Raw genomic sequence first — 8,542 nt, 5'->3', positions numbered from 1 at the left:
AGGCTCCCCGAACCGCCCGCGGAAAGCGAAGCCGCCTGGAACGGAAATCAACAGACTAGTTTAATGAGCCAAACAAAAAAGACTGTCGATTTAAAACCCGAAATCCTTCGGATTTGTCGACAGTCTGGAACACCGTTTGAGAACAAACGGTGTTTAACCTATTCATCAATATTATCTGGATCTGCTGCGTCTTTAGGATCTTCAATTGGTTCTTCTGTATCAATGTTTACATTATTTTCATCAATTTTTATTCTACTGGTAATATTCATTACCCGAGCCAAAATCTTTTCCAATATAGTGGTGACATGCTGCTTACGGATCTAAATCTATCCCAATTTAGGAATTTGTTCTTAAACAATGACAAAAGCACAAGAGACGGGATAGGTAAACGCATACTCTTTATAGCAAAAAGAAATGAGGATGTTTTTATGAATACAGAAGTACAGGTTATGCCACAGCAAGCTGATAAAATAAATAAAGAGGAACGAATTATTAGGAGACCGTTTTTTGTAAGACCATTTTTTTGGCGACCTCCTTTTTTCTTTCGACCGCCATTATTTTGGAGACCCTATTTTGGGAACCCCTTCCTAGCAGGATTACTCGGTGGAGTATTAGGCGGTTTATTGGTCAGTACATTAGTTGGACCTTATAGATATGTTTACTGGTATCCATATCCTCCAAACCCCTATTACCCCCCATACTTTATTTATTAATCATTTATGCAAAATTAAAGGCATTCTCTAAGTGAGACAGTTTCAATAGTCTTTGATCTTCAGCAAATGGGCGCTTTCCTATGGGAAGCGTTTTTCTGTTTATTTAATGGGGGAATCTGTGATTAAAATCTTTAGTCTAACAAGCTGCACAACAATCTGTTCAATCTGTTCAATCTGCTCAAGCAAACTTAAATATTCTTCCTTGATTGCACTGCCTTATTTTCCTGCTTGATTCATTGCCTTATGAATCATTTCTATCACAAAGGGATCTCGATTTTCCAAATCTTGTAATGTTGCAGATCCATTCATTAAACTTTCGCAAATCTTATTTATATCTTCTTGAACTGATACAGGAACTAGGTTCCAGGTCATCATTTTTTGAAGTTCATTAGCTACTTTTGTTTCTTGATTCAAGAAAAACACAGCCTTTCCGAAGTTATTGAATTTAGTGTTGATTTTTAAATGTTTTTTATTCAATAGGGTGGAAATTCTTCTGGCTAGGATGGTGAAGAAATTTACTTACTGTCAGGGGCTTTAACATAATATAAATCGAATAGGCATCTTTCTATTGTGATGTATTTATCGGTAACCTTACTTCAACCGTGGTACCATGGCTTTCCTTACTTTTTACTATTATGCTCCCATTATGATGCCGAACAATTTTATAACATAACATCAAACCCAGACCAGTGCCTTTTTCTTTATTGCTGTAGTACGGTTCACCTAATCGTTTAATACGTTCTTTATTTATACCAATTCCATTATCAATAATTTTCATTAAGAGATTTCCATCTTCTACAGAACCCTCAATTTTCACATATCCTCCATTAGGAATTGCTTCAATGCTATTTTTTATAATATTAACGAAAACTTGTTTAATTTGGTTCCTATCGCACAAAACTTGTGGAAGATTTGGTTGAAATTCTTGAGAAATCTCTACGTTTCTTAAATTTGCTTCGGAATTAAGTAATATAGTAACGTCATTAAAAATAGTTGGAATATTAACCTTTTCCAACTGAATCTCCTCTGGTTTTGCAAGAGTTAAAAGTTCTTTTAGAATTCCCTCAATCTGATCAAATTCTTTAAAAATGATTTCAAAATATTCTTTGTTATTGCTTCCTTGCTCAAGAAGCTTAATAAACCCTTTTATTGAAGTTAGAGGGTTTCTAACCTCATGGGCCACTCCTGCTGCAAGTTGACCAACAATAGATAGTTTTTCAGCTTTTGAGAGCTGTTCTTCTGTGATCCTTTTTTCGGTAATATCTCTTCCAACCACAATAAAGTATTCTGGTTCTCCATTTTTCCCAAGTACCGGAGTACCAACACCTTCAAATAAGATGGAATTTCCACTGCCTGTCAAAAAATGAGCTTCCATCCTAGCTGGTGTTTTCGTGTCTATTACTTGTTGAAACTCCATTATTACGCTTTGTTTGTCTTCGGGATGTATTAAATCAAATGAACTTTCACCTACAAATGATTTTAAAGGGTCACCGATTATATTTGCTAAGGATGGTGATGAATATAATATTTTTCCATGGATGTCCAATAACATGATTACGTCGGTCATATTATCAGCAATAAGGCGATATTTACACTCACTCTCTTTTAAAGCTTGCTCTGCTTTTTTTCGTGCAGTAATATCAATACAGGACCCAATAACTTCAACTACTTCTCCTCCCTTTTTTAATGGGCGTAAATGGGCTAAATAACAAATTCCATTTAACTCGTCCTCATAAGTAACAAATTCTTCTCCATCCCATGATCTATTGTAGAAAGAAGTTTTTTCGATAGCACTTTGTTGAGGCAGAAACTCCTCTAAACTTTTGCCAATAACTTGAGAAGGAATCATTCCAAATCGGTAGAGTAAGTCCCCATCGCAGAGTGTATGAATAAATCGATTATTAATTTTTTTAAACTTGAAAATCATACCTTGTTGTAATCGAACAGTATCTTGTAACTCTCTTTTAGCTTTTTCATAAAATTCTTTCATCCACAAATTTTCTTTTAGATCCCCAGGGATCCCTTGGTCTTCAACAATTTGTTCCATTCCAAAACGTTTTTGTTCTAATTCATTAGCTAATAACGGCTTACTTAAGAAATAACCTTGCCCTTCGTCGCATAAATGGTGCTGCAGAAAAACAAGTTGCTCCTTTGTTTCAATTCCTTCTGCAACTACTTTCAAATTCAAATTATGTGCCATTGAAATGATTGTTTTAATAATTGTTTCATCGTTAGGATTGTTGTGAAGTTTTCTAACAAATGATTGGTCAATCTTTAAGGTGTCTACAGGGAAGTATTTTAAATAGCTAAGAGAACTGAATCCAGCTCCAAAATCATCAATACTTATTTGAATACCAATCTTTTTTAGTTGCTGTAACATTAAAATTGTACTGTCAATATCAGCAGTGATGCTTTCCGTAAGTTCAACTTCTAAAAAATGTGGTTCAAGTCCTGTTTTTTGAAGAATCGTTTCGATTGTATCAATTAAATTTGATTGATTAAATTGAATCGCTGACAAATTAACAGAAACAACTGTATTAAATCCTTGTTCTTGCCATAATTTGTTTTGTTTACAAGCAGCATTCAAAGCCCATTCACCTATTGGTATAATTAATCCTGTTTCTTCAGCTATTGGAATAAATGTCCGAGGTGAAACTAATCCCCACTCTGGATGTTCCCAACGGATTAACGCTTCTACACCTACTATTTTCCCTGTTTTTAAATTTATTTTAGGTTGATAGTGGAGGAATAACTGATCTCGATCTATAGCTTTATAAAGCTCCACTTCCAGCTTTAATGGGTCAATACTTCCTTCTCCCTCATTAAAGGAGTAAAACTTGAAATTAATTCCTCTTGATTTTTTAGCTCTATTCATAGCGAATGCTGCATTTTTCATTAGTAATTCTACACTTTGTCCATCCTTTGGATACTGACTTACGCCAATACTTAATGACGTTTTTAGTTCAAAACCATTTATTAAAAATGGACTAGAGACCGATTCCATTACTTGATCAATAATAGAAGATATCTCCTTTTCATTTCGGTATTCGAAAGTGACAATAAACTCATTTCCAGAATAACGAGCAATAAAACCGAAAGTGTCTACAATCCTTTTTAGACGTTCTGCAGTGTGTTTTATTAATTGGTCGCCTGTTTCATGACCAAATGTATCATTTACTTTTTCTATTTTGTTCATGGATATAAATACGACTGCAATAGACACATCGAGAGATTGTAACTTATCATTTAAGTATTGATAGAAAAAATATCTGTTGGGTACATCTGTTAAAACATCATAATTAGCTAGATAGTTCATTTTTTGATACTCTTGTTTTTGCTCAGTAATATCTCTAAAAAATACGGACAAACCTTCAGCAGATGGGAAAGCCCTTATTTCATACCATCTATTGTTAAAATACTCTTTAAATTCTACCGTAATTTGTTTTAATAAAGCCCTTTTGTATCGGTTTACAAAATTCTGTATATCACTGTGTGGTAATACATTATATATATATTGTCCAATCGCCTTTTCACGGTTAATTTGTAAGAGACTTTCGGTTACATTATTTATGTATTCAAATTTTAAATCTTTATCTAACGAGTAAAAAGCATCGGAAATTCTTTCCAAGATAATCTCAGTATTTCTTGTCTTGCTCAAAATCCTAAACTCCTTTCCATTAGAGTATTGATTATTCATCCCCAACATAACATAGTTACCATTAAATTTCCCGCTAGGTTAGCTCCATAAGAAAAAAAGCCACCAAGTGGCTCCAACTAACCCATCAATTGATATGATTGTTTTAAAAGAATAAATTCAAAAACTACTAAAATGTAATTTGCTACATTCATACTTAATTTTTTTACATAAGTTAATAATGATTTCCACATACTACTTTTGAAATTTAAAATCATACGAAAGAAGGATTTACCAATGACAGTTGGAAAACAAGTTCAACAAGCACTTGCAGGTTTAAAAAGTGCACAAGCTAGCTTTGAAGGCTTCGCCCTAGCAACCGATAACCAAAATGCCAAGCAGCTTTATCAACAGGCAGCACAACAAACACAACAGGTTCTTGATAGTCTTGAACCACGTCTTCAAGAAATTCAAAGTGAAGAACCTCAGTACAAACAGCAATAAATTGTAAACGTTTTTCTTAAATATGCTTTTTCTAGATAAATATCTACACGACTAATTATTTACAGCCGTTGCCTAAATGTTATCCATTCCTATTATTATATAGAAAAAAATATCAGTCAGCACATACTAAATTTTTCTAATGATTGTATATGTTGACTGAATGATATGCCTGTTCACTGATGCAATTGAGAATTGTGATGAGTAAATTTATTTATCTGTTCACTTCAGAGCGTTAAGGGCTACCTTGGCGGCTTCTGCGATAAGCGCATTGTCATAGGTGGCATTCTGTGTATCGCGCTTGGATAGAACTGCAATGATAATGGGAGCTCTATTCGGCGGCCAAACAACAGCAATGTCATTCCGCGTTCCATAGCTACCTGCCCCGCTCTTATCACCGACTTCCCAGCCTGTTGGTGCACCAGCACGGATCAATGCATCCCCAGTGGTATTTCCCCACATCCAATCTGTCAGGATTGTACGTTTTTCAGTAGGGAGCAAGTCACTGACAGCGAAGGCCTTGAGGCTGGCAGCAAGTGCTTTTGGTGTGCTTGTGTCACGTGTATCTCCAGGAACAGCTGAGTTCAAATCCGTCTCGCAGCGATCAACTTGGGTAATGTTATCGCCAATCTGCCTCAGTGCTGTTTCAAATCCCTCAGGACCTCCCAGTTTCTTTAATAAAAGGTTCCCTGCGGTGTTGTCGCTATATCGAACAGCTGCCTCAATCACTTCCCGAAGAGTCATCCCGGTATCTACGTGAAGCTGTGTAACAGGTGAATATGAAACGATGTCCTCGCTGTTGTATGTGACTAACTCGTCTAGTTGATCTATTGAGTAATGCTGCAGCAATGCACCTGCTGCTAAAACTTTGTATGTAGATGCGTAAGCGAACCGCTCCTGAGGCCGATAGGAGACGGTACGATTTGTACCTGTATCAATAGCGTAGACCCCGAGCCGGGCTTCAAATTTGCTCTCGAGTTCTGCAAACTCACGGTGTATATGGGGTACTGATGTTTTCTTGACTGCCTTTCCGTGCTGATCAGAAAGGTTATGGGTGGTCATTGACCAACCGGCGAGGGGTACAATGGCAGCCACTAGCACAAGCAGGGCCAATATAAAATTATTAATGCTGTAAATATCATGTGTTTTCCTCAAGATCTTAACCTCTTTTCTCCAATTTGATTACATGCGTAATATTAGAAAACGCACATAATACTACATATGTAGTATTTAATTACGTATGTAATACTACACGTGTAATAAAAAGATGTCAATATCATTTTGTAGTTGGCCCCGTTTGGCATCCGGTACGTTTCCCGGTAGGTTTCTGCTTCAAAATACATCAGCCCTTTCATACTGGGAAGTTTGTGTACAAGGCAGCTATAAATATTACGACTGTAGTATTTGGTACCAGAAAGTCCCAAAAAGGAAGGGTAATCCTTTCTGGGGTTAATTATAATATATCTTTTTATGATGCAGGATCTGCTTGGCAATCTCCGCTGCCTTACTTCCTTGAGCTTGACCATCCTTATTTTGAATATTAACGGCAAAATAAAAACGATCATCACCTTTATCGACAAAGCCAATAAACCAGCCATTTACATTCTTTCCATTAATCATACCGGTTCCCGTTTTACCATACAACCGCCCATTCTTTTGCACATCTATTAAAATTGCCTTTTTTACCGCTTTGATATTTTCCCCTTTAAAACCCCATTGATTTTCTTCTAATTGGTATAATAATTGGACTTGTTCAATAGGTGATATTTTTAAGGAAGATTCCATCCAGTAACTATCCAAATTCCCTGAAAGATCCTCATTTCCGTATTTTATCTTGTGAAAATACTCTTGCAGCGGCTTTCTCCCTACCTCTCGATCGGTATTCTGGAAATACCAATTCACGGAACGGCTTAAGGCAGTCGCTAAATTTTGATTTTGATTCCATTCTGGATAAGGATAAATCTTCCCATCCCAAACCTGTTTATTGTTATTCGTGGAAATCACATTGGATTCCAATGCAAATAAGGCAGAATATATTTTATAGGTGCTATCAGGAGAATTTCTCTGTTCACTCATCTCCCGATTATAAATTTGATATTGGTTTTTAGAGGGATCATATAAAACAAAGCTGCCCTTGTAGCCCTTAAAATAGGAGCTTAGATCTTCATAGACTGCATTCTTCCCGCTAACCTGATACACATCATCTGGGCTGGCAATGACGGTGGTAATCGGAGCAAGGAATAGCACAACAATTCCTAAAACAGAACAGATGACCTTGCTTTTCCATTTCAATACTAGAGAATCACTAGAGAAGCTTGCAATGCACTGGATTCTTTGTTGGATTTGTTTTTTTGTCCCACCTATACCTGGAGCAAGCTGTTCAAGGGTACGATCATATTTTTTATCTGCAAAACGAATGATGGTATGCCCATATTCGATATATCCACTCTCATCCAAGAGATTTAAAACGGATGCATCACAGGCCAATTCCCGATCCATTCGAATCCTTTTTAAGGCATACCAGACGAACGGGTTAAACCAATAAATAATACGAAACATCCACATGACGTAATTCACGAACAAATCTTTGCTTTTATGATGGTGCAGCTCGTGCAAAAACACGTATTTTAATTCATTTAACGAGAATGCTTCTCGTGTTTTGCTTGGTAAAAAAATAAAGGGCTGAAAAATCCCGAACGTGATCGGCGAGGAAATAAGAGAGGTCTCCCGCAACCTTATGTTTCTTTTCACCCCAACCATCTCTTTACACGCTTCTAATAGTTTAATTAGCTTTTGGTTATGAACAGCTGCAGCCGACTTTTTAATTTGATAGAGTTGATAGTTTGAATAAACAGCAGCCCCAACAAAAAGAACCACTCCAATGATCCAAACTGTAAAAAATGTATGGTAGACGAAATCGGGCGTTGACTTATTTACCGATACCGTGAAATCATGTAATAAATCGCTGTTTGGCGCCTGAGAGGCATCCATTCCATTAATCCTTTCACTCTTCGATGGCGTTTCTCTATGGAAAAAAAGTAAGCTTTTAAAATAGCGAGTTCCTTCTCTAAGGCGAAAATAATTCCAAGGTAAAAAGGCAGCAAGGATTGGAATGCAAAGAAAATACCAAATATGATAATGTGCTTTCACTGTCATATGATTGTTTAATAGCTTTTTGATTAACAGAATTATGAAAATAAGGAGGGATACCACGATTGTACTTACTAAAATCCGCAGCAGCATGGTATCCATTATTTTTCCCCTTTCATATCTCTCATGGATAATATTTTCTTTAATTCCGAAATATCGTCATTCGATAACTTATCATTTTCAATAAAATTTAATATCATGGAATTTAACGTGCCGCCGAAAAACTGCTGCAGAAAGGATTTACTTTTTTGCTCAACATATTCGTGCTTTTCAACCAGTGAAGTATAAATAAACACGCGGCCATCTTTTCTTGCGTGCAAAGCCTTTTTCTTAACTAGGCGCGCCAGCATGGTGTGAATGGTATTTGGCTTCCAATCACTCTTATTCGATAATTTCTCCACTACCTCAGGAGTCGAAATCGGCTCATAGTTCCATATAACCTTCATCACTTCATATTCTGCTTCTGATATTTGTGGAATCTCCTTCATGATAACCCTCCTACTTTTACAACTGTAGTATTTATTATAGCAAGACGGTTCAAATA

Annotated in this window: 8 protein-coding genes; 2 read left to right on the top strand and 6 right to left on the bottom strand. The window is 36.3% G+C overall.

Annotation, left to right across the window (positions count from 1 at the left end; all coding sequences use genetic code 11):
* Positions 1-158: 158 nt before the first annotated feature.
* A complete protein-coding gene (locus tag M3610_RS28140) occupies positions 159-281 on the bottom strand; it encodes a hypothetical protein (RefSeq protein ID WP_285851477.1) in 123 nt (40 codons plus the stop codon).
* A 147-nt stretch (positions 282-428) separates the two neighbouring features.
* Here M3610_RS28140 and M3610_RS25200 point away from each other — a divergent pair, with 147 nt between their 5' ends.
* Positions 429-713: a hypothetical protein gene (locus M3610_RS25200; RefSeq protein WP_251463312.1), complete on the top strand. Its 285-nt coding sequence runs from the start codon at positions 429-431 to the stop codon at positions 711-713.
* 216 nt (positions 714-929) lie between these two features.
* Here the strand turns inward: M3610_RS25200 and M3610_RS25195 are convergent, their stop codons facing one another.
* Together M3610_RS25195 and M3610_RS25190 are read right to left on the bottom strand one after the other, a co-directional pair.
* Complete coding sequence (locus tag M3610_RS25195; RefSeq protein WP_098576328.1) at positions 930-1,190, bottom strand: hypothetical protein; 261 nt, start codon at positions 1,188-1,190, stop codon at positions 930-932.
* 88 nt (positions 1,191-1,278) lie between these two features.
* Positions 1,279-4,371: an EAL domain-containing protein gene (locus M3610_RS25190; protein WP_251463311.1), complete on the bottom strand. Its 3,093-nt coding sequence runs from the start codon at positions 4,369-4,371 to the stop codon at positions 1,279-1,281.
* Positions 4,372-4,644: 273 nt separating this feature from the next.
* On the opposite strand from M3610_RS25190, the gene M3610_RS25185 reads away from it, so the two are divergent.
* A complete protein-coding gene (locus M3610_RS25185; RefSeq protein ID WP_098576330.1) occupies positions 4,645-4,851 on the top strand; it encodes a DUF1657 domain-containing protein in 207 nt (68 codons plus the stop codon).
* A 219-nt stretch (positions 4,852-5,070) separates the two neighbouring features.
* On the opposite strand, the gene bla is transcribed toward M3610_RS25185, so the two are convergent.
* The 3 genes from bla to M3610_RS25170 all read right to left on the bottom strand — a co-directional run bounded on the left by bla (position 5,071) and on the right by M3610_RS25170 (position 8,486).
* A complete protein-coding gene (bla, locus tag M3610_RS25180; protein WP_396953672.1) occupies positions 5,071-5,964 on the bottom strand; it encodes a class A beta-lactamase in 894 nt (297 codons plus the stop codon).
* Between the two features lie 333 nt (positions 5,965-6,297).
* A complete protein-coding gene (locus M3610_RS25175; RefSeq protein ID WP_251463309.1) occupies positions 6,298-8,100 on the bottom strand; it encodes a BlaR1 family beta-lactam sensor/signal transducer in 1,803 nt (600 codons plus the stop codon).
* Positions 8,100-8,486 (bottom strand): BlaI/MecI/CopY family transcriptional regulator, encoded by a 387-nt coding sequence (locus tag M3610_RS25170; RefSeq protein WP_251463308.1) that lies wholly within the window; start codon positions 8,484-8,486, stop codon positions 8,100-8,102. The genes M3610_RS25175 and M3610_RS25170 overlap by 1 nt, the downstream gene beginning before the upstream one ends.
* Positions 8,487-8,542 lie beyond the last annotated feature (56 nt).

This window comes from Neobacillus sp. MER 74 (assembly GCF_023714155.1).
This window is presented reverse-complemented; position numbering and strand designations above follow the sequence as displayed.